Annotated in this window: 27 protein-coding genes and 3 other annotated features; of the genes, 16 read left to right on the forward strand and 11 right to left on the reverse strand. The window is 31.4% G+C overall.

Features of this window, described 5'->3' with window-relative positions; all coding sequences use genetic code 11:
• From CUL_RS16930 to CUL_RS0107235, 5 genes are all read right to left on the reverse strand, one after another.
• Positions 1-403: transposase (locus CUL_RS16930; protein WP_035143002.1), on the reverse strand; the 403-nt coding region annotated here is incomplete at its 3' end.
• A gap of 135 nt (positions 404-538) precedes the next feature.
• Positions 539-850, reverse strand: a complete 312-nt coding sequence (locus CUL_RS0107220; RefSeq protein WP_025640941.1) for a hypothetical protein — start codon at positions 848-850, stop codon at positions 539-541.
• Between the two features lie 37 nt (positions 851-887).
• Positions 888-1,859 (reverse strand): arginase, encoded by a 972-nt coding sequence (gene rocF, locus CUL_RS0107225; RefSeq protein ID WP_201767865.1) that lies wholly within the window; start codon positions 1,857-1,859, stop codon positions 888-890.
• A complete protein-coding gene (locus CUL_RS16935; RefSeq protein ID WP_025640943.1) occupies positions 1,847-2,860 on the reverse strand; it encodes a C-terminal binding protein in 1,014 nt (337 codons plus the stop codon). Before CUL_RS16935 ends, rocF begins: the two co-directional genes overlap by 13 nt.
• A 12-nt stretch (positions 2,861-2,872) precedes the next feature.
• Positions 2,873-4,033, reverse strand: coding sequence for a pyridoxal phosphate-dependent aminotransferase (locus CUL_RS0107235; protein ID WP_025640944.1), 1,161 nt, complete (start codon positions 4,031-4,033; stop codon positions 2,873-2,875).
• A gap of 156 nt (positions 4,034-4,189) precedes the next feature.
• Here CUL_RS0107235 and CUL_RS0107240 point away from each other — a divergent pair, with 156 nt between their 5' ends.
• Positions 4,190-4,954, forward strand: a complete 765-nt coding sequence (locus CUL_RS0107240) for an IclR family transcriptional regulator (protein ID WP_025640945.1) — start codon at positions 4,190-4,192, stop codon at positions 4,952-4,954.
• Between the two features lie 103 nt (positions 4,955-5,057).
• On the opposite strand, the gene CUL_RS0107245 is transcribed toward CUL_RS0107240, so the two are convergent.
• Genes CUL_RS0107245 through CUL_RS0107255 form a run of 3 tightly spaced genes read right to left on the reverse strand, consistent with a single transcriptional unit; the run spans position 5,058 to position 8,377 of the window.
• Positions 5,058-5,918: an isocitrate lyase/PEP mutase family protein gene (locus tag CUL_RS0107245; protein WP_025640946.1), complete on the reverse strand. Its 861-nt coding sequence runs from the start codon at positions 5,916-5,918 to the stop codon at positions 5,058-5,060.
• An 11-nt stretch (positions 5,919-5,929) separates the two neighbouring features.
• Positions 5,930-7,174 carry an SLC13 family permease gene (locus tag CUL_RS0107250; RefSeq protein WP_025640947.1) on the reverse strand — a complete coding sequence of 415 codons (1,245 nt, stop codon included), beginning with the start codon at positions 7,172-7,174 and terminating at the stop codon, positions 5,930-5,932.
• A 12-nt stretch (positions 7,175-7,186) separates the two neighbouring features.
• On the reverse strand, positions 7,187-8,377 hold the full coding sequence (locus CUL_RS0107255; protein ID WP_025640948.1) for a M20 metallopeptidase family protein: 1,191 nt from the start codon (positions 8,375-8,377) through the stop codon (positions 7,187-7,189).
• Positions 8,378-8,501: 124 nt separating this feature from the next.
• Here CUL_RS0107255 and CUL_RS0107260 point away from each other — a divergent pair, with 124 nt between their 5' ends.
• The 4 genes from CUL_RS0107260 (at position 8,502) to CUL_RS0107270 (ending at position 12,407) form a co-directional block, all read left to right on the forward strand.
• Positions 8,502-9,431, forward strand: a complete 930-nt coding sequence (locus tag CUL_RS0107260) for a LysR family transcriptional regulator (protein ID WP_025640950.1) — start codon at positions 8,502-8,504, stop codon at positions 9,429-9,431.
• A 114-nt stretch (positions 9,432-9,545) separates the two neighbouring features.
• Positions 9,546-9,774: a binding site (T-box leader), on the forward strand.
• Positions 9,775-9,894: 120 nt separating this feature from the next.
• Positions 9,895-10,115 (forward strand) — a binding site (T-box leader).
• 58 nt (positions 10,116-10,173) lie between these two features.
• Positions 10,174-11,007: a transporter substrate-binding domain-containing protein gene (locus tag CUL_RS16940; RefSeq protein ID WP_035143003.1), complete on the forward strand. Its 834-nt coding sequence runs from the start codon at positions 10,174-10,176 to the stop codon at positions 11,005-11,007.
• A gap of 22 nt (positions 11,008-11,029) precedes the next feature.
• The gene (locus CUL_RS16945; protein ID WP_081722805.1) at positions 11,030-11,686 is read left to right on the forward strand and encodes an amino acid ABC transporter permease; all 657 of its coding nucleotides are present in this window, start codon (positions 11,030-11,032) and stop codon (positions 11,684-11,686) included.
• Positions 11,679-12,407 carry an amino acid ABC transporter ATP-binding protein gene (locus CUL_RS0107270; protein WP_025640952.1) on the forward strand — a complete coding sequence of 243 codons (729 nt, stop codon included), beginning with the start codon at positions 11,679-11,681 and terminating at the stop codon, positions 12,405-12,407. Before CUL_RS16945 ends, CUL_RS0107270 begins: the two co-directional genes overlap by 8 nt.
• A gap of 44 nt (positions 12,408-12,451) precedes the next feature.
• On the opposite strand, the gene CUL_RS0107275 is transcribed toward CUL_RS0107270, so the two are convergent.
• Entirely contained in the window at positions 12,452-12,679 is a 228-nt protein-coding gene (locus tag CUL_RS0107275) for a hypothetical protein (protein WP_005584044.1), read from the reverse strand.
• Positions 12,680-12,928: 249 nt separating this feature from the next.
• Between CUL_RS0107275 and CUL_RS18655 the strand changes: the two genes are divergently transcribed.
• The 4 genes from CUL_RS18655 to CUL_RS0107295 all read left to right on the forward strand — a co-directional run bounded on the left by CUL_RS18655 (position 12,929) and on the right by CUL_RS0107295 (position 16,455).
• Positions 12,929-13,093, forward strand: coding sequence for a hypothetical protein (locus CUL_RS18655; protein WP_201767867.1), 165 nt, complete (start codon positions 12,929-12,931; stop codon positions 13,091-13,093).
• A gap of 56 nt (positions 13,094-13,149) precedes the next feature.
• The gene (locus tag CUL_RS0107285) at positions 13,150-14,241 is read left to right on the forward strand and encodes a DUF362 domain-containing protein (protein WP_025640955.1); all 1,092 of its coding nucleotides are present in this window, start codon (positions 13,150-13,152) and stop codon (positions 14,239-14,241) included.
• Positions 14,242-14,331: 90 nt separating this feature from the next.
• A complete protein-coding gene (locus CUL_RS0107290) occupies positions 14,332-14,631 on the forward strand; it encodes a hypothetical protein (protein WP_005584040.1) in 300 nt (99 codons plus the stop codon).
• Positions 14,632-14,799: 168 nt separating this feature from the next.
• Entirely contained in the window at positions 14,800-16,455 is a 1,656-nt protein-coding gene (locus CUL_RS0107295) for a glycosyl hydrolase family 18 protein (protein ID WP_005584039.1), read from the forward strand.
• Here the strand turns inward: CUL_RS0107295 and sfsA are convergent.
• Positions 16,447-17,133, reverse strand: coding sequence for a DNA/RNA nuclease SfsA (gene sfsA / locus CUL_RS0107300; RefSeq protein WP_025640958.1), 687 nt, complete (start codon positions 17,131-17,133; stop codon positions 16,447-16,449). The genes CUL_RS0107295 and sfsA overlap by 9 nt on opposite strands.
• 139 nt (positions 17,134-17,272) lie before the next feature.
• Here sfsA and CUL_RS0107305 point away from each other — a divergent pair, with 139 nt between their 5' ends.
• The 7 genes from CUL_RS0107305 to CUL_RS0107335 all read left to right on the forward strand — a co-directional run bounded on the left by CUL_RS0107305 (position 17,273) and on the right by CUL_RS0107335 (position 22,715).
• Positions 17,273-17,812, forward strand: coding sequence for an O-acetyl-ADP-ribose deacetylase (locus CUL_RS0107305; protein ID WP_005584037.1), 540 nt, complete (start codon positions 17,273-17,275; stop codon positions 17,810-17,812).
• 114 nt (positions 17,813-17,926) lie between these two features.
• Complete coding sequence (locus CUL_RS0107310) at positions 17,927-18,571, forward strand: zinc dependent phospholipase C family protein (protein ID WP_005584035.1); 645 nt, start codon at positions 17,927-17,929, stop codon at positions 18,569-18,571.
• 85 nt (positions 18,572-18,656) lie between these two features.
• Positions 18,657-19,703 carry a ComEC/Rec2 family competence protein gene (locus CUL_RS0107315; RefSeq protein WP_005584033.1) on the forward strand — a complete coding sequence of 349 codons (1,047 nt, stop codon included), beginning with the start codon at positions 18,657-18,659 and terminating at the stop codon, positions 19,701-19,703.
• A complete protein-coding gene (locus CUL_RS0107320) occupies positions 19,700-19,924 on the forward strand; it encodes a DUF3006 domain-containing protein (protein WP_005584032.1) in 225 nt (74 codons plus the stop codon). The genes CUL_RS0107315 and CUL_RS0107320 overlap by 4 nt, the downstream gene beginning before the upstream one ends.
• Positions 19,925-19,976: 52 nt before the next feature.
• Positions 19,977-20,228 (forward strand) — a binding site (T-box leader).
• 44 nt (positions 20,229-20,272) lie between these two features.
• Positions 20,273-21,250 (forward strand): aspartate--ammonia ligase, encoded by a 978-nt coding sequence (asnA, locus tag CUL_RS0107325; RefSeq protein ID WP_025640959.1) that lies wholly within the window; start codon positions 20,273-20,275, stop codon positions 21,248-21,250.
• Between the two features lie 47 nt (positions 21,251-21,297).
• The gene (locus CUL_RS0107330) at positions 21,298-21,741 is read left to right on the forward strand and encodes a hypothetical protein (RefSeq protein WP_005583809.1); all 444 of its coding nucleotides are present in this window, start codon (positions 21,298-21,300) and stop codon (positions 21,739-21,741) included.
• A gap of 242 nt (positions 21,742-21,983) precedes the next feature.
• On the forward strand, positions 21,984-22,715 hold the full coding sequence (locus CUL_RS0107335; protein ID WP_005583808.1) for a hypothetical protein: 732 nt from the start codon (positions 21,984-21,986) through the stop codon (positions 22,713-22,715).
• A 180-nt stretch (positions 22,716-22,895) separates the two neighbouring features.
• Here CUL_RS0107335 and CUL_RS19720 read toward each other — a convergent pair.
• Positions 22,896-23,265: transposase (locus tag CUL_RS19720; protein ID WP_236616448.1), on the reverse strand; the 370-nt coding region annotated here is incomplete at its 5' end.

The following is a 23,265-nucleotide window of genomic DNA, read 5'->3' on the forward strand; positions in this document are numbered from 1 at the left end:
GTTGACAAATAGGCTCAGTAATATCGACAAGGTTATCGAATACAGCTTGTAAGTCTAATAAAAAATCTTGTTTGAAACGGGTAAATTTAGAACCATCAGGAACTTTTTCAAACCCACAAAATTCTCTTAATTCACTTGAATACTTAAGAAAAGTAATTAAGAGGGTATCAGTAGGGATAGAAAAAATCCTTTGAATAATTAAAGCCCATAGCATTGAATGAAGCTTGTATTCACGAGGTCTTCCAGTAGAAGCATAAAAGTGATGGTAAAAAGAAATAGGAATAAACTCATCAAGATTAATGTTATTTTCAAGTAATGAAAGAAACTTAGGTTTATCAGATTCAAAAAAAGTTTTGCAATCTGAATAAATGTCTGCCAAAGAAAGCTGTTTATGTGGTATCATATCTATATAACTCCTTTCGGGTTTTGGTAGATTTGTTGCTTGACACTTCAATTTTACCATAAATCGGTGAGGAGTTATATTATTTTATGAAAAAAATATCCCGTATTTATGCGGGTTATGGCGTTTCGCAAACGCCTATCTACTTATAAGATAGAAAGGAGTAGTAGCTAGTTTTTTACTTAACCATTCATGTTCTAGTATAAATTTTGGTTTAAATATATAACTTATCAAGGACAATAGAGCATTAATACTTACAAACGCTAGCATTACATATATGGTAAACTCATGTATATAGCTTTTAATCCAGTCTATTACTATTCCTACCGGTATATTAAAACTATCTAGATATTTTACAGGAATTAGAAATAAGAAAGCACCTATTAATGACAATATGGCAAATTTACTTATATTTGATTTACTTACATTTTTACCACTAATGCTATTCACAATATCACTCCTAATTAATTATTTATTTACTTTAAATTTACCTAATAGGAAATGATTTAAAAATATGTTGGAGAATTGCCATGGAAGTTTCTATAGTTTTCCCATTAGCTTTATCAAGCAGAGGATTTAATTCAACAAAATCCATAGAGGTAATTAGGTCTTCTTCTAATAGCATAGTAAATATTGTTTTTCCTTCTTCTAAATTAAATCCATTTGCTACTGGTGTTCCAGTGCCAGGAACAATTGACTTATCTAGAGCATCTATGTCAAAACTTAAATGGACTCCATCTACATTGGAAGCCTTTATCTTTTTAATAATTGTATTTAATATATTTTCCAGCTCCTCTTTCCTTATAGCTTCCATAGTATATAGGCTTAATTGGGTGTTTTTAGCTAACTCAATTTCACCTGGGTCCATGTCTCGAGCACCTAGTATATATACATTTTCTGGCTTTACTTTCTGCCCATGGTAATAAATATTTGTAAGGGCAGGGTGACTTATATTCATAGATGCGGCTAAAGGCATACCATGAATGTTGCCAGAAGGTGAAGTTTCATAGGTGTTTATATCACCATGAGCGTCTATCCAAATTACTGCCATTTCTTTAAAGTATTTGCTTCCGCCAGCGATACTTCCCATGCCCAAGGAATGATCTCCACCCATGACAAATGGGAAGGAATTAGCCTTTAAAGAAGTATATACCTGTTGGGCTAAATTATTACACATTTCTACTATTGGATATAAGTATTTCATATTGGCATGTCCACTATATTTTTCTTCTTCAGGAACTTGGGGGATTACTATATTTCCTAAATCGTATACTGTATGCCCATTATTTTTAATCAAATCCACTATCCTATGTTCTCTAAGGGTATTAGGACCATATTGGGGACCTTCTTTATCACATCCATAATTAATTGGTACACCTATTAAATCTATATTCATTGCTACAAAACCTCCCATTAAATCTTTATTGTTTTCAAATATTGGATCAATTATTTTATCCAATCAATCCTATTTAAGACTTGAGGATTTCTAACATTGATTGGTTCGGTAGAATTCAATATTCTACCTACTGTTTCTGCTGTAATCTTCAGCTGTAAATCTGAGGCTTCTTCTGATAGATAAGCAGAATGACCTGTGATTATGGTATTAGGTAAAGCTATTAATTTTTTATCAATTGTTTTTGGCGGTTCATTTTTTAATACATCTAATCCAGCACCTTGAATATGATTATTAGTCAGGGCTTGATATAGGTCTTCATGATTTATTAACCCACCTCTTGCAGTGTTGATCAAGTAGGTAGTTGGTTTCATCTTTCTTAAACTATCCTTATTAATGATTTCCTTAGTGTCATCTAGTAAAGGCGTATGTAGGGACAGATAATCGGATTCTTTAAATAGAGTATTTAGCTGTACTTTTGTAACATTTAATTTCTCCATTTCTTCCTTATTTACAAAGGGGTCGTAGGAAATAATCTTTACTTCAAAACCCCTAAGTTTTTTAGCTACGGCTCTAGCAATACTACCAAAACCAAGGAGACCTACTATGCTATCTTCAAATCTTTTAATACTTCCTAAAACATCTAAATCCCAGTTTCCACTCTTAACATAGGGAACCATGGAATAAAGTTTTCTATAGCAGGCTAGCATAAGCATAATAGTATGTGTAGCCACTTCATCTAAGCAATAATCGGGTACATTAGTGACTATTACATTATTTTTAGTTGCAGCCTCAATATTGGCTGCATTATAACCAATACTAGCTGCACAATATGCTCTTAAATTTAATTTTTCATAGGTTTCCTCATCCATTTCTTGGTCCCAGGAAATCAATACCTCAACACCCTGACATTTTTCAATTAGCTCTTCTTTTTCTAGAACTTCTTCAGATAAGAATAAAAAATCTACTTCTGGATACTCTTCCCTAACATATTTCTCCATTTTTACTATATCTTCCTTCTTCATACCCGGTATACCACATAGGGCTACTTTTTTTCTGATATTCATATTTTTCACTTCCTATCTAAATATCTCCATTTTTTCTATTCTATCAAAGGCTTCATTGATTTTGTCTTTACCAACTGTTGCTGCAATTCTTATATATCCTTCTCCATTATCTCCAAAGGAGGTTCCTGGCAATACTAATACATGGGCTTCTTCTAGAATTCTATTTGTAACTTCTTCAGAGGTTAAACCTGTAGCCTTAATATTGGGAAATAAATAAAAGGTTCCCTTTGGTGGTAATATAGATACATTTTTAAGTTGTTCTAATCTTTCATAGGCAGCAAAAGTCCTTGATTTAAATTCTTTTACCATAGGTGGTTGAATCTCTTTTCTCATCTTTATAGCGTGTAGTGCAGCTTGTTGAGATATAGAAGGTGCTGTAAAAACGTTGTTTTCATTTATATCTTTGATTATATTTATCATATAAGATGGAGCTAATATATATCCTATTCTCCAACCAGTCATAGCATAGTCTTTGGAAAAGCTTCCAATAGTAATAGTTCTTTCTTTCATATCTTCAATGGTTGTAATAGGCATAAAGGGCTCTTCATAGCTGAATATTGTATAGATATCGTCTGCTATTACTAATAAATCATATTTTTTAGCAATTTCTGATATTTGAACTAAAGTTTCTTTTGTTAGACAAGTTCCTGTAGGGTTATTTGGCGTGTTGACGATAATGGCTTTAGTTCTATTGGTTATTAATTTTTCTAATCTATCTGTATTAAGTTGAAAACCCTCTTCTTCAAAGGTTTCTAAAAAAACTGGTTTCCCTCTTGCCAGTTTTACCTGTTGAGGATAAGGGGTAAAGTAGGGGGATGGTATTATAACTTCATCTCCATCATCTAATATAGCTTCTAAAGCTAGCCACATGGCATGGCATCCACTTGTAGTTATCATACATTCTTCTTTTACTACATGATAATTATACTCTTCATCATAATACTCACATACAGCTTCTCTGAGTTCCTTTACACCAAAAAAGTCAGTATAATGGGTATGACCATTTAGGGCATCTTGAAAAGCCTTTTCAATAATCCTTTTATCTGTAGTTATATCTGGATCACCTAAACTAAAGTTAATCAAATCAGAATATTTACCCAGTATACTTGAACTTTCACCCATAGGTGTGGCTATGGAATTCCAGTATCGTTTTGCAATATATGGACTTTTCAATGGAATCACTCCTTTTTTATTTATTATGAAACGACGTTTCATGATTGTTTTAAATTATATACTAATTATTAAGAAAATTCAACCATCATTTTAATATTTTTTGTATATTAGAAAATATGATATAATTTATTTAGTAAATTTTGAAAGGGGATCTTTATGGGAGATAAAAGTGGTTATATAGTCCCTATGATTGATAGGGCTTTGGAAATAATAAATTATATGTATGAAAATGGTTCAGTGGGTATTTCTCAAATATCCCAAGATTTAGATCTACCTAAGGCAACTATTTATAGAATATTATTTACTTTAAGCAAATGGGATTTTGTTGAAAAGGATAGGGAAACGGAAAAATATTTTTTGGGAAAATCCTTTATAAAATATGGTTCTAGGGTGAAATCCCATACGGATATTGTAACCATTGCTGCACCATTTATTGATGACTTGGCGGAAAAGGTTGGAGAAACTGTAAATTTAGGCGTTCCATATGATGAATATGTTTTAACTATATATAATGCAGTAGGTGAAGATTTTTATTTAGTTTCTAAATTAATACCTATTAGCCCTTTGAATTGTTCTGCTATGGGAAAGCTTTATTTAACATATTATCCAGAGGAGAAGCTAAGGGATTATTTTAAAAACAACAAAGCAAAAGCTAGAACTATCAATTCAATAACCGATTTAGATGAATTTTTGAAAATAAGAGAAAAGATCCTCGAAGAAGGTGTTTCATACGATAATGAAGAGTATGAATATGGCCTAACCTGCATTGGAGCTCCTATACTGGATTGTAAGAATAATATTATTGCTACTATTAGTATTTCAGGTCCAACATCTAGACTTAAATATAAAGGTATGGACTATCTTAAAAATAATTTAATTGCAACTCGTAAGGAAATTGAAAAACAATGTGAATATTTTTAAAACAGTGAACCTCTCTAGTACGAAGCTTTAGAGATGCTTTTTTAAACCAAGAGAGGTTCTTATTTAATGGGCTAATTATAAAGAGAAGTATTTTTATCCTACTTTATTTATTATACATTTTTGAATATTTTTCAGTTAAGCTGGTTAAACCCATCATATTATAAACTTCAATTGGATTAAACATTTTATTCCTATGTTTTAATGTGTTTTCTTCTTTCATCAAATCACAGAGCATATCATACATGGATTTGGAAGCAACTGCCATGGTGGAAACAGGGTATAGACCTATTTTGTAACCTAGCTCTTTTATTTCTCCTATAGGAAGATTAGCAGCAACTCCTTTTTCATTCATATTTACTAGAAGTTTAATTTTAGAGTGTTTAGCCACTAATTCAAGCTCTTCTTTGGATTTTATACCATCTACGTATGCATAATCAGCTCCATAATCTTTTGCTTTATTTATTCTATTAATGGCTTCTTCTAATCCATCGGTTATATTAGTAATAGTTCTAAAGATTATTATAAAATCATTAGATACATTTTTTCTAATTGAATCAATTTTTGGCCTTGTTAAATCCCAGGATAATGATTCCTTACTAGTTGTAGGGAAGGTTTGGGGAAGTACTTGATCATCTACCTGCATACCAGAGACATTTAAACTTTCGAATACTCTAGCTGTATTTCCTACATGTATAGCATTTCCAAACCCATTATCTGCATCGGAAATTAGTGGAATATTTATAGTAGAGGTTATCTTTTGAATAGAGCTAGCAAATTCAGTTAGGTTAAGAAAACCAATATCAGGCTTACCTAGACCTGCTATAGACAATGCACCTCCTGAAAGAAAGACAGCTTTAGCACCAGCTTCTTCAGCTAATTTTGCAGAAAGACAATCATAAACACCTGGTAAGATTAAGAAATCATTTTGGTCTAATACTTTTCTTAAAGTTTTTCTATTATTCATTTCATCATCTCCTAAACTCCATAAATTATAACACAAGATATTGTAGTAACTATCCAAAATATTATAGCTAATGGAATACCAACTTTCATATAATCTTGAAAATCATACCCGCCTGCTTCCCAGACTAGAAGATTTGGGCCAGTTCCAAAAGGGGTACATAGTGCAGCAGATGCAGCCATAGCAATTGCCATAACAACTCCTCTTGGATCTAAGCTGGCAGATTGTGCTACTAATATTCCCATGGGTACCAATATTGCAGTTAGGGAGGTATTCATTAAAAATTGAGTAAGTATTATGGTTATTCCAGTTACAGCTGCATATAGAAATATGGGGGATAATTTAGTTAAATGAAGGGATAATCCACTTACAATATAATCTGCAGCTCCCGTTTCAATTAATGCAGTACTTAGGGGAAATATTCCAGCAACTAAAAACAAAGTTGTAACACTAAATGAATCAATTGCTTCCTCTACAGTAATACAATTAGTAAGAACTACTAATAAGGCGCCTAATGCTGCAGCTAAATGCATTGGCAACAGACCGCTTGCCATACAGTAGATGATGAATATAAAAACTACTGCTACTATTATCATCTTTTTTGGGTCTTTCTCAGCTAATTGAGGAAGATTGTCTTCAGAAATATCTTTTATAGGCATTAATTTGATTCCAAAAAAATACATATATATTAACCCTGCAATTGTAATAGGTATACCAATTTTTGCAAATTCAAAAAAACCAAAACCTTGGTATCCTGCATCTACTAATAAACCATTTGCTACAATATGTGGGGTAGTTCCAATTAAAGTAATGGTACCACCTAGAGAAGCAAAAAAAGCAAGTGACATCAATACCTTTGATAAAGGAACTTTAGCTTTTTTTGCCATAGAACTAACTATTGGAATAAGACATCCAGTAGTTCCAGTATCATTTAAAAATGCAGATAAGCCAGCTGCTACTATTCCTGAACCCATCATTATACCTTTTTCACTTTTTCCTAATAGACCTATTAATTTTTCACCAATTAGGTCAGCAAGGCCTGTCTTGAATATAGCTGCACCAATAACCAATAAACTCATAAAAAATATTACAGTTGTGTTTGCAAAATCAGCAAAAGCAGTTTTTGCATCTAGTATTCCAAGTAATGCTAATGTTATTGGAATTCCTGCTCCAATTAAAATCGGATGTATTGGCTTCCAAATTAAAAGTATCACTGCAGCGAAAAACACAATAATTGCTAATATAGCTTGTAATGTCATAGGATCACTCCTTTATATTTTTGAATTATTTAATAGTGAAAAGATGGCATTACTCATAAATTTCACTCCTGTTTCAATACTTCTTTCATCAAAGATTATTTTAGAGTTATGGAGTGGTAGTTTTGACTCTTCTGTATCATTATGAGTTCCTAATCTAATAAGAGCGCCAGGAATTTTTTCTAAATAGAAAGCAAAATCTTCACTCCCCATAGATGGGCTATTTAACCATCTAATGTTTTTATAACCGATAGAATTATAAGAGGATTCTTCGAGTACATCAATAATATTAGAATCATTAATTACTGGAGGAGATATATTTTCGTATTTAACTTCAGCTGTAGCTCCAAAGCTTTCTGCTTGATATTCTATTAGGGATTTGATTTTTTCTTCAATTTTTCTATTGATGGAGGGACTTAAAGTCCTTACAGTACCTTCTCCAATGGCATGATCAGGTATTATATTGGACGTATTTCCAGCTGTAAGTTTACCAAAGGATATAACAGCAGAATCAATAGGTGCAATATTCCTTGATATGATAGATTGAATAGCAGTTATTATATATGAAGATACAACAATTGGGTCAATTCCTCTATGGGGATGAGCAGCATGGCCACCTTTCCCAGTAATTTTGAAAGATAGATTAGAACTGGATGCCATCATAGGGCCCTTCTTTAACCCAATAGTACCTGCTGGCAGATCTGGCCATGAGTGCAGCGCTAGGATGGATTTTACTTGAGGATTTTCAAAAATACCAGATTCAATTGCCTCTTTAGCGCCTGTAAAATTTTCTTCACCACTTTGAAAAATGATCCGAAGGTTACCTTTTAGATAATCTTTGAATTTGTTGATGACTAAAGCTGTACCATATAGAACAGTTGTATGGATATCGTGTCCACAAGCATGCATAACGCTTTCATTTTGAGAAGAAAACGTTAAACCGGTTTTTTCTTCCATAGGTAAAGCATCTAAATCAGCACGATATGCTATAGTATCTCCTTCTTGACCACCTTGGATAAAGGCTGTTACACCGGTATTGGATTTAATAGTTGTAGCATTAATACCATTTTCTATAAGTTTTTGCTGAATCAATTTTGAAGTCTGTATTTCCTTGTTGCTTAATTCTGGATTCCTATGAATCTCTCTTCGCAAAGAAATCAACTCTGGGAGAATTGTATTAATATAGGCATTGATTTGTTTATTCATAGTTCCACCTCCTATTTACTAGTTTGTAACTTTAATGTAACATATGATTAAATTGTTATCCAATATCAAAAAGTAATAGAGATTATAACACTAAGTGTTATAATATAGATGAGGTGATAAAGGCGTGTTTAGAATCGAAGATAAATATATAATAGAAATTGCAAAACAAAAAAGTTTTTCTAAAGCTGCAGAAAAATTATATATCGCTCAGCCGTCCTTAAGCAGATATATTATAAATTTAGAAGATAAATTGGGAATTAAAATTTTTGATAGATCTAAATCCCCTATAGAAATTACGGAAGCAGGTGAAAAGTTAATAGAATATATTTATAAATTTAGGGAGCTAGAGGAAGAATTTATGTCTGAATTATCTAGGTTAAAAAATAATAACGATAAAACTGAAGTTAGAATTGGAATTGTTCCATGGAGGATACCAGTTTTTTTACCAAAGATTATACCTGTTTTTACGAAGACTTATCCAAATATTAATGTGGTTTTAACAGAAGATGTTTCTCCTAAGCTTGAGGATTTAGTGTTAGAGGATAAGATTGATGTATGTGTAATTAATGGTCCTGTAATGGATAAGAATTTAGAATTTCAGGAATTAAGTTCTGAAAATATTGTTTTAGTTGTGCCGAGGGATTCTAAAATTGCAGCAGATAATTATGATTTTAGTACTAATCAATATATTCATTCTTATATAGATATAAAAATCCTTGGAAAGGAGAAATTCATTTTACTTAAGGAGAATTTTAGGTTAGGAAAGATTTCTAGACAAATATTTAAACATCATAATATTAATCCTAAGGGTATCATAGAAGTTTCCCATATGAATACTGCAATAAGCATGTCCTCTGTTGGACTAGGATTAACATTTATGCCTGAGTCTGGTGTAGATAGGCAGTTTTCAGGTAATAATAGTCCACTCTATTTTTCTATTGGTGAACCAAGTTTTGATTTTCCTCTTATAATTGCATATAAGAAAGAAGAATATGAGAATGTAAGTGTAAGGAAATTTATCGATTTTGTTAAGGAAAATTATAAGCGTTTTTAATTAATATGCCAAGGAATAGTCTTTGTAGGTTGTTAAATGTATATAAAATATGAAAAAAGACTTGACAAAAGATAAATTTCTATTTATTATTAAATACAATACAAAAAATATTTTTAAATATTTATGAAGCAAAAGAGTAATTATGATGAGTACACCCTACAGAGAACTGGGTAAGGTGAGAGCCAGGTGGTAGAAAGCATAATGAAAAGAGTTGCTGAAATGGATAGGACAAAGCTTATAGGTCAGTATCTTATCCCGCATTCAAAGCGTTATTTGAATTGAGTTGTGTTTTACCATTAAAACACAATTAGAGTGGTACCGCGGGCATATACTCGTCTCTATTTTAGAGACGAGTTTTATATTTTGACAGACTGTCGTATAAAAGTATTTTTGCATCAAGAATCAAAAGATTAATGAACGTTCATTTAATTTTATGGTTAAGTAATATTTTAAAATTAAATATTTATAGTTTATGATACAGAGAGTATCCATACTAGTAGATTTTACAGAGAACTGGGTGGGGTGAGAGCCAGGGGATTGAAAATATGGTGAAAAGGGCTGTGAAGACAAATAGGACAAAGCTTATCGGTGAGTATCTTATTTCGCAATCAAAGCGTTACTTGAGTTGAGTTGGGTTTATAATAAACCAAATAGAGTGGTAACGCGGGAAATCTCGTCTCTTAATAGATAATTATGGGACGAGATTTTTTAATTCAAAAATATAATCAGAGAGGTGTATAGAATGAAAAAGCAGATTAGTCTATTCATGATAATAATACTTGTATTATCTAGCTTACTTGTAGCTTGTGGAAAGGATAATGAGGCAAATTTTAAAGACAATAATTCGGAAATTGAAAGTTACACACTAGAGGGAATAAAAAATAAAGGGAAGCTAATAATGGGAACTAGTGCAGATTATCCACCTTTTGAATTCCATAAAATGATAGATGGAGAGGATACAATAGTAGGGTTTGATATAGAAATTGCAAAACATATAGCAGATGAATTAGGAGTAGAATTGGAGATAAAGGATATGGAATTTGATAAGTTGTTGGGAGGATTATCCACTGGAATGTTAGATATGGTAATTGCAGGTATGAACCCAGATCCTGAAAGGGAAGCCAACTTTACCGATATTTATTATGAAGCCAATCTTTCTGTTTTAGTAAATAAGGAAGATGAATCCAAAATCACTACATTAGAAGATTTGGAAGGTAAAAGTATAGGAGTACAAATTGGCACAACTCAAGAAGAAATTGCACAGGAAAAAATAAAAGATGCAGATGTAAAAAGCTTGAGTACAAATCCAGATATAGTGATGAACCTAAAGACTAAAAAAATAGATTGTGCACTTATGGAAGCCCCTGTTGCTGAATCCTTTGCAAAGGTAAATGAGGATATAGTAGTTGTAGAAGGTTTAAATATTGACACTGATGCTAATGGTGTGGCAATAGCTGTAAAGAAAGGAAATGATGAACTAACAGAAAAGTTGAATGAAATATTAGCTGAAGCAAAATCTAAGGGTTTACTGGATAAATGGTTAGTTGAAGCAGATGAGCTAAACAACGAAAATTAGATAACAAATAGGAGGATAAAATTTGAATCTTGTAGAATTATTTATAGAGTATAAATATTACTATTTAATAGGGGTCAGAATAACTTTATTATTATCCTTTTTATCTCTTATTATAGGAACTACCTTGGGGGCATTATTAAGTATATTAAAGTTATCAAAAGGTAAATTTTTGAGAGCTATTTCAAATATATATATTGAGATAGTCCGTGGAACTCCTATGATGGTGCAAATTGCTTTAGTTTATTTTGGAAGCTATGTAATAATGGGAGTAAATATGGATGGATTTTTAGCTGCTTTAATTGCCGTTTCCTTAAACAGTGCTGCATATGTGGCAGAAATTATCCGTTCGGGTATTCAATCCATAGACAAAGGACAAATAGAAGCCAGTAGAAGTTTAGGATTATCAGAGGGACAAACTATGAGATATATAATAATGCCCCAGGCTATAAAAAATATATTGCCAGCTCTAGGAAATGAGTTTGTTACGTTAATCAAAGAGACTGCAGTAGCTTCAACCATAGGAGTAGCAGATCTAATGTATGCATCAAAAATTGTACAAAGTACTAGCTTTCAACCTTTCAATCCACTGATAATAGTAGCTATAATATATTTTATATTCACCTATACATTATCTAAGGTAATTGGATTATTTGAAAGGAGATTAGCTCATAATGATTGAAATAGAAAATCTAAACAAATATTTTGGAAGCAAGCAGGTATTAAAGGATATAAATTTAGAAATAGAAGAAGGTGAAGTAATTGGTCTTATAGGACCCTCTGGTTCTGGTAAGAGTACTTTAATAAGATGTATAAATTATTTAGAAGAACCAACTTCGGGAAATATATATTTTAAAGATGAAAATATTGCTAATTCAGGAAAAGGAATAGATAAAATAAGGCAGCAAATAGGGATGGTGTTTCAACATTTTCACCTTTTTCCTCATAAAACCGTATTGGAGAATATAACTTTAGCTCCAGTTTTAACTGAAAAATTAACAAAGGAGAAGGCAGAAGATAAAGCTATTGAACTCCTTAAAACTATGGATTTATTAGATAAGAAAGATGCATATCCAGGTTCTCTATCGGGAGGACAAAAACAAAGGATAGCTATTGCTAGGTCCCTGGCCATGGATCCAGAGGTAATGCTTTTCGATGAAGTCACATCAGCCTTGGACCCAGAAATGGTTGGAGAAGTTTTAAATGTTATGAAGGATTTAGCTAAAATTGGAATGACAATGATAGTTGTTACTCATGAAATAGCTTTTGCTAAACAAGTGGCAGATAGAGTAATATTTATGGCGGATGGAAAAATTATAGAACAGAATAATGCATTAGATTTATTCGATAATCCACAAAATTTAAGAACAAAAGAATTTTTATCAAAGGTTCTAGAATATTAATTGGATAGTCGGGACGGTTTTTTGCCGTCCCATTTTTAAAATAATTAGCTCAAACTTGATATTACACTTTCTACTGTTTGGATTATTTCATTTTTATTGGTTTCCCTTGATGTTAAGGCCTTTTTAGCGGTTTCGATTGAACTTAAAGCAGAGATGTCATAATCAGTCATGGAATTAAATATGGAATCCATAGTAGACAACATAGCTTCTTTACTACTTTCTGTATTATCTCTTTTATAAGTTTCTAATTGGGATCTTAATGTATTTTTCATTTATTGACCTCCTTAATTTATAACTTCTTTAATATATTCACCATAAGGATATTTTTTATTCTAAGAAAAATTATAATCATATCTTTTAAAGCTTCCATATTCAAGGTATAGCTATTTTAAATGCACCAGATGGCAATGGATGGATTATTTGAATTTTCCTTGTGCTAAAAATATTCTTATAATATAATTTACCTAGGTATACGAAATATTATTAGGAGATAGTTCAATTAGATGAAAAAATAATTCAAAATGGGATTATATCCTTATACTTACGGTGCAGGGCTTACCATTGCTACGGAGGTAAATAAGAGGATTTTATCAGAAGGTCAAAAGGGCATCGATGATTGGATTGAAGTGTTAAAATCTGTTGGAAATATTATAGATGAAATAATAGAACTAACGGAAGAATTATAAAATATAATGGGGTGGATTTCTATCCCTTTTATTTTTAAAGGAGAGGAGAAATCATTATGAGTTCTGATTCATTATATATTATGTATGGAGATAGACCCAGGGATATGATTAAAGAAATATTGGATAAAATGGACATAACTAAAGACATACCAGAGAAGGATTCTTTAATAGGCATTAAACCCAATTTAGTCCTGGCTAAACCTTCTTCATCTGGAGCTACAACATGCCCTGAATTAGTAGAAGGAGTTATTGAATACCTAAAATCTAATGGATTTAACAATCTAACCATATTAGAAGGTGCTTGGGTAGGGGATAAAACATCCTTAGCTTTTAAAGTATGTGGTTACGAAAATTTGTCTAGAAAGTACAATATTCCACTTGTAGACCTACAAAAAGACAATTATTTAGATTACGAAGTAGATGGAGTTACTCTTTCTGTATGTAATAAAATAATGGAAGTTGACTATTTGATAAATATGCCTGTATTAAAAGGCCATTGTCAAACTAATATTACCTGTGCTCTGAAAAATATGAAGGGTTGTATTCCCAATAAGGAGAAAAGACGTTTCCATACTATGGGACTTCATAAGCCTATTGCTTATCTTAATAAAATATTGAAACAGAATTTAATTGTCGTCGATGGAATTATAGGGGATTTAAATTTTGAGGAAGGAGGAAACCCTATCCAGATGAACAGAGTAATAGCAGGAAAAGATCCAGTACTAGTTGACAGCTATGTAGCTCAATTATTAGGCTACGATTTAGAGGATATTCCATATATAAAAATGGCAGAGTATATAAGTGTAGGATCAACTAATATAACCGATGACAATATTATAGAATTAAACAAGGATACAACACCTATGACAATACCTAAAACTAGATTAGTAGAAGAACTTGCCAAAAATATAGATGAAAATATGGCTTGTTCTGCTTGTTATGGTAGCCTTATTCACGCTTTAGATAGGCTAGATAATATGGGCTATCTTCGCCAAATTAATGAAAGAATCCATATTGGACAGGGTTTCAAGGATATAGAGGGAAAGGGTATAGGAATAGGTATATGTACAAAAGGTTTTGAAAAGAGCCTATTAGGCTGTCCACCAAAAGCTAAGGATATAGTAGAATTTTTGAAGAATTATATATAGTACAAAGAAAACCTAGCATATTTATAAATCCTTCTAGAATACAATAGAATTAGAAGTTAAAATATAATCTATTTTCTAGGGGGCGGTAAGATGTATAATGAATTAATGGCTGCAGATACATTGACTACCTTTGTAGGGCTAGTAGCTGGAACTTCTCTTATAGTCCAGTTTACAAAATCCATTATAAAAAAACAGTTTGGAGATGCTTCTGTTAGATTTTATACCTTTATTATAGCACTAATACTTATATTTATCTTTGGAGACAATGGTTTTGGAATTCGAGGAATACTCTTAAAAATAATTAATGCCATAATGATAACCATATCCGCCATGGGAGGATATGAAGTACTATCAGACCCTATGGCTAAAAAGATGAAAGTAGATAAATAGTTATAAATAGATCGAGAATATTTCTCGGTCTATTTATTTCATGGCAATATCATACCAGACTTACTTATAAATGATAATATAATAAACTTCTAAAAACTATTTAAAACCACCTTAATATGTTATAATCATTTCATCTAATGGTAAATAAATGAAAAAGGATGTGATTAAGTGAAAAGATTCTTTATTGTATTAATGATAATGGCGGTAATTGCTACAACAGCTTATTTTATATATAAAAATAGTGAAAATAAGGAAGTTATATCTATTTCAGATAATATATATTTAGTTATTGGAGACAGATTTTTTATAGAGGATGATCCTGTATTTTTAGATGAAGGCAATATATATATTGCTTTAGATATTATAAAGGAAAACTTAGATCCTAATTTGTTTTATGACCAAGAAGAGGAAATAATTATATTTACCGACAAGGACAGGGTGTCTAGATTTATTATTGGAGAGAAAGTGGGAACTACAAACTATAAGGAATTTTTCGTAAATAATCCAGTTAAAAAAATAGAAGAAAAAATTTATATCCCAGATGAAATACTGAATGTTCACTATGACCTTTATATTAATTACTTTGAAGAGACTAATGCAGTAGTCTTGGACAAGGTTAATTCTAAATATCCTTTAGGGGAAGTGATTAAGGAAGGAGGAGTTATTAGAATTAATTTTGATAAAAAATCTCCTATTGTGTTACAAGACCTGACTGTTGGTACGGTGGTGTCAGTTTTTGAGGAGTTGAAGGATTGGTATAGGGTAAGGACAGTTGAAGGAATAATTGGCTATATGGATAAGGAATATTTGAAAGTCAGTCTTACTATGGATATTTACCAAGTTGAGGAGGATATGGACAATAGGAATAAAGAGATGATAAGCTTAACTTGGGATTATACCCATGGAAAGATGCTGTCTGCTGATGGAATAGAACCAATCCATGGAATAAATATAGTTTCTCCTACCTGGTTTTCCATTACCGATGAGGAAGGAAATATATTTGATAAGGGAAACTATGAATATGTAAGTAAATACAAATCCTTAGGCTATGAAATTTGGCCTTTAATTGATAATAGTTTTGATCCGGATATTACCTATAAGTTATTATCTAGTAGTAGTTCAAGGGAAAGGTTAATAAAGGAAATACTTAGAATGTATGAGGGATATAGTGTAGATGGGATTAATCTAGATTTTGAAAATGTATATTTGAAGGATAAGGATTTATTAACCCAGTTTGTTAGGGAATTGTATCCAGTTTTTAGAGAAAAGGGGATGGTTGTTTCTATGGATGTTACCCCTATTTCCACTTCGGAGAATTGGTCTTTAAGTTTTGATAGGCGGAGATTAGCAGAAACGGTAGATTATATAATGTTAATGGCTTATGACCAACATTGGGCAACTAGTCCTGTAGCTGGTTCTGTAGCTCAATATGGCTGGGTAGAAGGAGCAATTAAACAGGTATTGGAAGAAGTGCCAAATAAAAATTTAGTATTGGCTATACCTTTTTACACTAGGCTATGGAAGATAGAGGAAGTTAATGGAGAGGCTAAGATCTCTTCCCAAGCTTTATCTATGGAATCGGCTAACAAATTTATTGAAGAAAATAATATGGAACTAGAATGGGATGGAGAAAGTGGCCAATATTTTGGCGAAACCATTAAAGAGGGAGTGGTTTATAGAATATGGCTGGAGGATGCTAATTCTATTGAACTTAAATCTTCCCTAGTAAATAAATATAATCTAGCAGGAATAGCATCGTGGAGAAAAGGCTTTGAAACGGAGGAAATATGGCCAGCCATATCCAATATGATCAAATTAAATTAGCACTTCTACTTTTTCATCTAATAGGATTTGGTCTTTAGTTACTAATGAGTTGTAGGCCAATATTTGGACTCCTGCGTTTTTTGCCTCTAAAAGGGCATGAGCAAACTTTTTATCCATTTCTTCATTGGGTTTAAAGTATTTTATGCCAGGAATTTGGATGAGAAAAAAAATATAGGATTTATATCCTTCTTTTATCGATTCTATAATTCCATTTATATGTTTGGTGCCCCTATCTGTAGGGGCATCGGGAAATAGTGAGAGGCCATCTATTTCTAATGTAACCCCTTTTACCTCTATAAATCCTTTTTCTTTTCCCTTTTCATAATAGAGGTCGAATCTAGAATCTCCATAAGTTACTTCTTTTTTTAGTAGGCGAACATCTTTTAATTCCTCTATTTGATTGGCATGAATACTGGAATAAACCACCTGGTTGGGAACTTGGGAATCAATATTTATCAATAGTTCATCCTTATAGGCGGATATTAATGAATACCTGGTTTTTCTATTAGGATTATTAGATTTTTCCAAATATACTTTTGTACCTTCTGATAAAATCTCTTTACATCTACCCGTGTTTTTCACATGTACCTTTTCCAATTCTCCATCTACTAGTACATTAGCTATGAAACGGTTAGGTCTATTTACAAATATGGCTTCTACTATATTTTCATATTTCAATACAATACCTCCTAATGATTTTTTCCTGATAAAAGTACTATATAGGTATATATATCCTAAAAATATATTATTAATATTTTTTTGAAGGGATTTTTGTTTTTATATAGAATAGGTATAATTAATATAGGGGGGATATATTATGTATGTATATAAAAAAGCAAAATTAAATATAATCCAAGGTGATATAACTAAGATGGAAGTAGATGCAGTTGTAAATGCAGCTAATAATACATTGTTAGGCGGCGGAGGTGTAGATGGAGCAATTCATAGGGCGGGAGGTCCCACTATTTTAGAACAGTGTAAAAAGATAGGGGGCTGTCCTACAGGGGAAGCAAGGATTACTACAGCAGGTAATATGCCTAGTAAATATGTAATCCATACTGTAGGGCCTGTTTACAAAGATGGTAGGAAGGGAGAAACTAAACTACTATATAATGCCTATTATAATTCTATGAAATTGGCTAAGGAATACAATCTAAAGACTATAGCTTTCCCAGCCATATCTACTGGAGTATATAATTATCCTAAATTGGAGGCTGGCCAGATTGCAACTAAGGCGGTAATGGATTTTATAGATAAGGAAGATTATATAGAGGAAGTAAATTTTGTATTGTTTAGCGAGGACAATTACCTATTGTATAAGAAAATACTGGATGAAAAGCTTAATGAACTGGAATAGTTTGTATAGATTTTGCCATTGGATCTCTGGGGATATTGATACCAATTTTTGATATTGACTTTTTAGTTTATATGATATAATATCGAATAAGGTTGCAAAATTTATACAAAGGATGTGTTTGATATTTTTGGTGATACACATAAACTTATTGGAAGTAGAATTCACGAAAATATCTATGATATTTATGATATAAAACTGGATAAAGATAAATTATTATGGGGTTCGGTAGCCCCAGATATATTGCCACAATTTAGACTTCATAGACATTATAAAAAGGAAAGTTTAAATTATGTAGTAAATGAGATAATTAAATTGATATTTATAAGTAGATATATAGAGTTTAATTCAAAAATAGACCCTTTGGCGATTAAAATGCTAAGCAAAAGAATTGGCATTATATCCCATTATCTAAGTGACTTCGTTTGTCTTCCACATGCTGAGAGATGGACTTTTACCAATAGTATGTTTAAACATATTAATTATGAATCCAAATTAAATGACTATTCACTCTACCATGATTTTAAGAAAAACGTAATAACTGTAGATGACATAGATATTTTTCAAGAAAGGGTAATTAGGCTAAGGCCAATTATTAAAAAATATATAGAAGATGTGATCGGGGAATATTCACTTAAGACTGGGTTCGACAATGATTTGAATTTTGCTCTATCATTAAACTTGAAAGTCTCTTATTTCATAATCGATACTGTTAAAGCATATACTGAAGAAGCATACAAAGATTTTGCTTTTGAATTTTAATCCTTCTTATCCTTCGATAGGGAGGATTTTTTCTAACAGATATTTTAGACAATAGGTAAAAACAGCAGCTTAAGGAGGAAAATTTGTGAGAAAAAGTAGAGTAATGGTTATAGTATTAACATTTTTAATATTGAGTTTAATTATTTCTGGATGTGATGTAGACACTAGGGAAATAACTGTTGATTCTGAAAATAAGCTGATAATCCATTTTATAGATGTAGGTCAGGGAGATTGTACATTAATCCAATTTCCCAATGGGGAAACCTCTTTAATAGATGGAGGAAGTAGATTATATGGAGATAAAGTAGTCAATTATTTAAAGGACTTGGGAGTAGATAAAGTTGATTATTTAATAGCTACCCACCCTCATGAAGACCATATAGGAGGTTTACCTGAGGTAATAAGGAATTTTAAAATTGGTAAAGTATATATGCCTAATAGAAGGGCTAATACCCGTATATTTGAGGAATTGCTTTTGGAACTGGATAATCATGATTTAAAAATTAATTTGGCTAAAGCAAAGGATTCTATAATAGATGAGGAACAGCTAAAATTTTATATTCTAGCTCCAAATAGGGATGACTACGATGAGACAAATGACTTTTCTATAGTAACTAAGACAGAATATATAGACAATACTTTTATTATTGCAGGAGATGCAGAAGAGGATTCTGAAAAGGATATAGTGAATAATGGGTTGGGTCTTAAGGCTGACGTACTTAGAATAGCCCATCATGGTGGGAGGACTTCTAGTAGTGAAGAGTTTCTAAAAAAGGTTAATCCTAAGTATGCTATTATAAGTGTAGGAAGTGATAATACATATGGACATCCTCATAAGGAAACTTTAGAAAGGTTAAATGGAATAGGCACTGATATTTTGCGGACTGATCAACTAGGAGATATAATTTTTGTTTCCGATGGTAACAAATTGGATTATCTAGAAAAGTCTATAAAGGGAGATAATATTGAAATAGAGTATATAGGGAATAAAAACACTAAGGTATACCATAGCAAGGAATGTAATTCCTTGCCAAAAGAAGAAAACCAAATAATCTTTACATCCATATTAGATGCAGAAAAAAATGGGTATAGACCTCATGAAAAATGTATTAAACAGGGGGAGATTAAGTGAAAGGTATAGTTGATAGATTTGAGGGGGATAGGGTTTTAATTGAAATAGAAAGTGATGGCGGCATTTTAGAATTCGACAGGGAGTTATTTCCTCAGGATTTAAAAGAAGGGGATGTAGTTGAATATGTAAAGGATAAGTTTGTAATAAATGAAGAAGAAACGAAGGAGAGAAAAAAATATATAAACAACCTATTCAACTCTTTAATTGATAAAAGTGAATAAATCTATTGACATAAGCTAAAAAATACAATATAATTATTTATTAATATATGGGAAATTAGCTATGAAGGGAAGAGTAGTCATTGAGGAAGTTAGAGAGAGTCGGTACTAGGTGGAAATCCGACACGGAATTAGTGATGAAGAACATCCCTAAGCTTCTAACCGAAATTTGATTAATTCAAAGAGTAGGCTTAGACGGGCATAGTCCGTTAAAAACTATACAGTATCGAATATATTCTGTACTGGTTTGAGCTGGGCCTTTTGCTAATTAAGGTGGTACCGCGGAAGAATACCTTTCGTCCTTTAAGGATGGAAGGTTTTTTTATTTTTATATTTGGAGGAGGAAATTAGATGAAAAAATTAACTGTTAAGGAGACACAAATTGGAATAAAGGTCATTAAGGATTTTTTTGAAAGGGAATTGGCTAAGAAATTGAATTTAATAAGGGTATCTGCCCCACTATTCGTCAGACCTGAAACGGGTTTAAATGATAATTTAAGTGGGGTTGAGAAGGCTGTATCCTTTAATATGAGGAAATATAACGAAGAGATAGAAATAGTTCAATCCTTAGCTAAATGGAAAAGAATGGCTTTAAAGAGATATGGTTTCAAAGTAGGGGAAGGAATTTATGCGGATATGGATGCAATAAGGCCAGATGAGGTTTTAGACCATACCCATTCCATCTATGTAGACCAATGGGATTGGGAAAAGGTTATATCAAGAGAAGATAGAAACGAACAATATTTAAAGAAAATAGTTAAAGAGATATTCCAAGTATTTAAAAGGACTGAGAAGAAAATAAATAGCATATATCCTTTTATGGAAAACAAATTGCCTGAAGAGATAAAATTCATTACAGCTCAAGAATTAGAGGATATGTATCCAGACAAAAGCCCTAAGGAAAGGGAAAATTTAATCTGCAAGGAATATAAAGCTGTATTTCTAATGAAAATTGGTGGGAAGTTAAAATCTGGAATTCCTCATGACGGCAGATCTCCCGACTATGATGATTGGGAATTAAATGGAGATATATTATTTTGGAATCATATATTAGATGAGGCTTTAGAATTATCCAGTATGGGCATAAGGGTAGATGAAAAGTCTTTAGAAGAACAATTGAAAATTGCAGGAGCTGAGGAGAGAAAAAAACTTACCTATCATAAAATGCTTTTAGAAGGTAAACTACCCTTTACCATTGGTGGAGGCATTGGTCAGTCCAGAATCTGTATGTACTTTTTGGAGAAAAGGCATATTGGTGAAGTACAAGCTTCTATTTGGACAGATGATATAATTAAAGAATGCAAGATGGAAGATATATTTTTACTTTAATATATTTATAGTGTAAAATAGAGTAAAAAAGGATAAGGAGCAAGGGAATGTACAAGAGACATAGATTTATATTTATATTATTGGGGATAGGTATAGGTATATTGTTGACTAATATTCTTCATAGTCTAAATCCTATTTTAGAGTATAGAGAATATACTGAAGAAGAAATAGTAGCAAAAGCTACAGATTTAGGAATGATTTTTTTAAAGGATAATATAGATACTACACTGAGTAAGGAAAAGGCTGTTATAGATGAAGATACTTCAAAAATAGAGGAAAAGGTAGAAGTTGAGTTTGTCATAGAAAATGGAGACTCATTAGAAAAAATATCCAAAGGTCTAGAAGAAGCAAGGATAATTGATGAGGCGGAAAAATTTCTTAATTTTGCGAAAGAAAAAGGGGTAGATAAGAAGCTTAGGGTAGGAAGATATAGACTTGTAACTGGTCAAGATTATGATACTATATTATCCATATTGATGAAATTGAAATGATGAATTTTTAAAATTAGTACTAAAGTATCTATTCCAGTATAATGCTAGCATTGATCTGATTTCAATGCTTTTTTTCTTGGTCTTTTTTATTTTTTAGCCCTTTTTTAAAAATATTATTGAAGTTGATAAACAATAAAGATGAATATTGTAGTATAATATAATATACTGTCGTAAGAAAAAATATAAATTAATGGTTTAATCCTCCATTTTTTTGGAAACAATTGCTAAGGGGAGGGATGAATTTGGTTTTAGCTAAAGCTGATCTTTGGCAAATATATAATGGTTTACGATACAATTTTTTATATAATGGCGATATAAATTCCATACATATCCTCCTGAATCTATATGATTTGGAGACAAAGGTGACTAATATTTCTCCAAAATATATATGTACTAAGGAAATTAGGAAGAGAATAAAAAGGCTTTTGTTTCCTAGAAAAGATAGACAACTTATATCCAATAATATTGCTATGTTAATCCATGAGGATATAGATAGACTCGAATTAACCCTATACTTAGAAGGATATAAAAATGGTTATTATAGCAAGAGATGGGTAAATATACTTGAAGATAACACTATTAAATACCTACCAATAGAAGAGCTATATGGGAAAAATTATTTATTCCACTATAATATACCCTTAGAGGAGATAAAGAAATTAAAAGTGGATTTTTGGGAAGATATAGATAAAAGGAATAAGGAAACTAAATATTTAGACGATTTTATTAATGGATATTGTGAAAAAATAATTAAGAGAAAGATATATAATTTGAATATGTATATTGATAAACAGTTAAAGATAGAATACAATCTTAATAAACCTAATATAAAGGAAGAAGCCTTTCTATCCACAAAAGAACTTCATAATATATACAAAACTATAGTTAAAACCATTATGAAGAATACCATTAATACGTATAAGGAGTCTAGTTGGTTTGGAGTAAATGATAGGGTCCTAAATAGGTACTTATGAATTAAAAATTTAGATAGTTGCAAAATATGATTTTAAAGTTATCCACAGAAAATAGGAGAAAATAGGCAATTAAACGCTTTTAAACATCTTAAGTTTTCAGATATCCACAAAAAAGGCATAGCAAAGCAAAGGTTCAATGAAACCTTTTAAAAACTGGTTATCTAGTTTCAGAGATTAAAGTTAAGCAATCAAAGATTTAATAGCAAGAGGTTTATCATAATTTTTAGACTTAAATATAAGTATAAAAGCAATTAATTGAGAAATACAGGCAAGTAGAATATCTGATTTTAAAGATACTGTATTTCTAACTCTTGATGATTTAATTTGAATGAAATTCTTAATTTGACAAATGGATCTTTCGCAGATAGTTCTAAGTCTATATAGTTTCTGCCACTTTAAGCTATCACGAGGGATAGAAGAATTAAAGCGATAATTATGATGTATAGTAATTTGTTTAATTCTTCCGCATTTTGAACTAGTGCAAGGATTTTCACAATTTAATATATAGCTTAGTTTACCATTGATATTAATTTTCTTAGCCTTTGGACAT

The sequence above is a fragment of the [Clostridium] ultunense DSM 10521 genome (assembly GCF_000511955.1).
Taxonomy (GTDB): domain Bacteria; phylum Bacillota; class Clostridia; order Tissierellales; family Tepidimicrobiaceae; genus Schnuerera; species Schnuerera ultunensis.